This window comes from Mycobacterium sp. TH-M15 (assembly GCF_057473705.1).
In genome coordinates, this window is sequence record NZ_JBYCLB010000591.1 from 1 (window position 1) to 1,525 (window position 1,525).

Consider the following 1,525-nt stretch of genomic DNA (forward strand, 5'->3'; position numbering starts at 1 on the left):
CGCCGTGCAGTTTCCCGGCCTGGACGGGGTGCTGCCCGGATACGGCGTGCAGCGGCCAAACGACTGGGGACTCGGATTCGAGATCCGGGACGGGAAGTCACCGCACTGGACCGGGGCGTCGAACTCGTCGCGAACCTACGGCCACTTCGGCCAATCCGGCACGCTGATCTGGGCGGATCCGGTCGCTGACCTGGCGTTGGTGGTGCTCACCGACCGAGATTTCGGCGATTGGGCGCGGCAGCCGTGGCCGGCGCTGGCCGAGGCGGTGCTGACCGGATACCGCCTCCGAAACCAGGACCAGAAAATCAGGACTAGCGCAACAGTCACCTCACAGGGCACAATAGACTCACGAGACACTGAATAGGCTGGCAGTCGGCGGCATCGTTGCCAAACCGGAATCCACCGAGTCGTTGGGGAAGACGTCCCTGGTGGAACCGAAGGAGCAACTGATGCGTGCGTCGAACCAGTTCGCCGACGCGACCGGCGGTGTGGTGTACATCCACGCCTCGCCCGCGGCGGTTTGCCCGCACGTCGAGTGGGCGTTGACCTCGACTCTGGGTGTGCAGGCCGGCCGATCCGGGCTCAACTGGACCCCGCAGCCGGCGATGCCCGGACAGCTGCGGGCGGTGACCAACTGGGTGGGCCCGGTCGGCACCGGCGCACGGCTGGCCAGCGCGCTGCGGTCCTGGACCGTGCTGCGCTTCGAGGTCACCGAGGACCCCAGCGCCGGCGTGGACGGCCAGCGGTTCTGCCACACCCCGCAGCTGGGCCTGTGGAACGGGGCGATGAGCGCCAACGGTGACGTGATGGTCGGTGAGATGCGGCTGCGTGCGCTGATGGCGGCCGGCGCCGACACCCTGGCCGCCGAGCTCGACTCCGTGCTGGGCACCGCCTGGGACGAGGCGCTGGAGGCATACCGGGACGGTGGTGACGGCGCCGAGGTCTCCTGGCTCAGCCGCGGGGTGGGCTAGCTTTCCGCCGCCCGCTTTTCTGAGCGCCAGCAGACGCAAAGTCCCCTTTTCGGGCGGCTATTTAGGGGAGTTTGTGTCTGCTCGCGGAGGGCCGGGGCAGACGCGCAGGATCTGTAGCGCCGCGGGCGCCGCGGAGATCTCCGCCGGCAGCGGCCCGGCGTAGTCGCCGTCGGCGTAGGCGTTGATGCCGGCGGATTCCACGTAGACCGAGTGCGCGCGGGCGGTGGTCACCTCGTCCAGGTCGACGTGGGTGCCCTTGAAGACCGTCGGGAACAGCCGAATCAGTTTGCTGCGCGACGCCGAATGCACCATGGTGACGTCGAGCAGGCCGTCGGCGTGGTCGGCGTGCGGGCAGATGAGCATGCCGCCGCCGTAGCTGCGGGCGTTGCCGAACGCGGCCAGGGTCAGCTCGGTGACGATCTCCGTGCTCCCGTCGAAGACCAGCCGGAACGGCAGCAGCCGCAGCCGGGACAGCTCGGCCAGCATCGCCAGGTTGTAGCGCATCCGCCCGCGCGGCCAGCGCATCCGGTTGGCCCGGTCGCTGACCAGCGAGT

General features: G+C 69.4%; 1 protein-coding gene and 2 pseudogenes. 2 read left to right on the top strand and 1 reads right to left on the bottom strand.

Annotated elements, in window-relative coordinates:
* Together AC2VNT_RS14590 and AC2VNT_RS14595 are read left to right on the top strand one after the other, a co-directional pair.
* Positions 1-280, top strand: a pseudogene (locus AC2VNT_RS14590) (serine hydrolase); the annotation flags it as partial.
* A gap of 169 nt (positions 281-449) precedes the next feature.
* Positions 450-971 carry a DUF3145 domain-containing protein gene (locus AC2VNT_RS14595; RefSeq protein ID WP_486947539.1) on the top strand — a complete coding sequence of 174 codons (522 nt, stop codon included), beginning with the start codon at positions 450-452 and terminating at the stop codon, positions 969-971.
* Positions 972-1,028: 57 nt separating this feature from the next.
* On the opposite strand, the pseudogene AC2VNT_RS14600 reads toward AC2VNT_RS14595, so the two are convergent.
* Positions 1,029-1,525: pseudogene (locus AC2VNT_RS14600) on the bottom strand (diacylglycerol kinase); the annotation flags it as partial.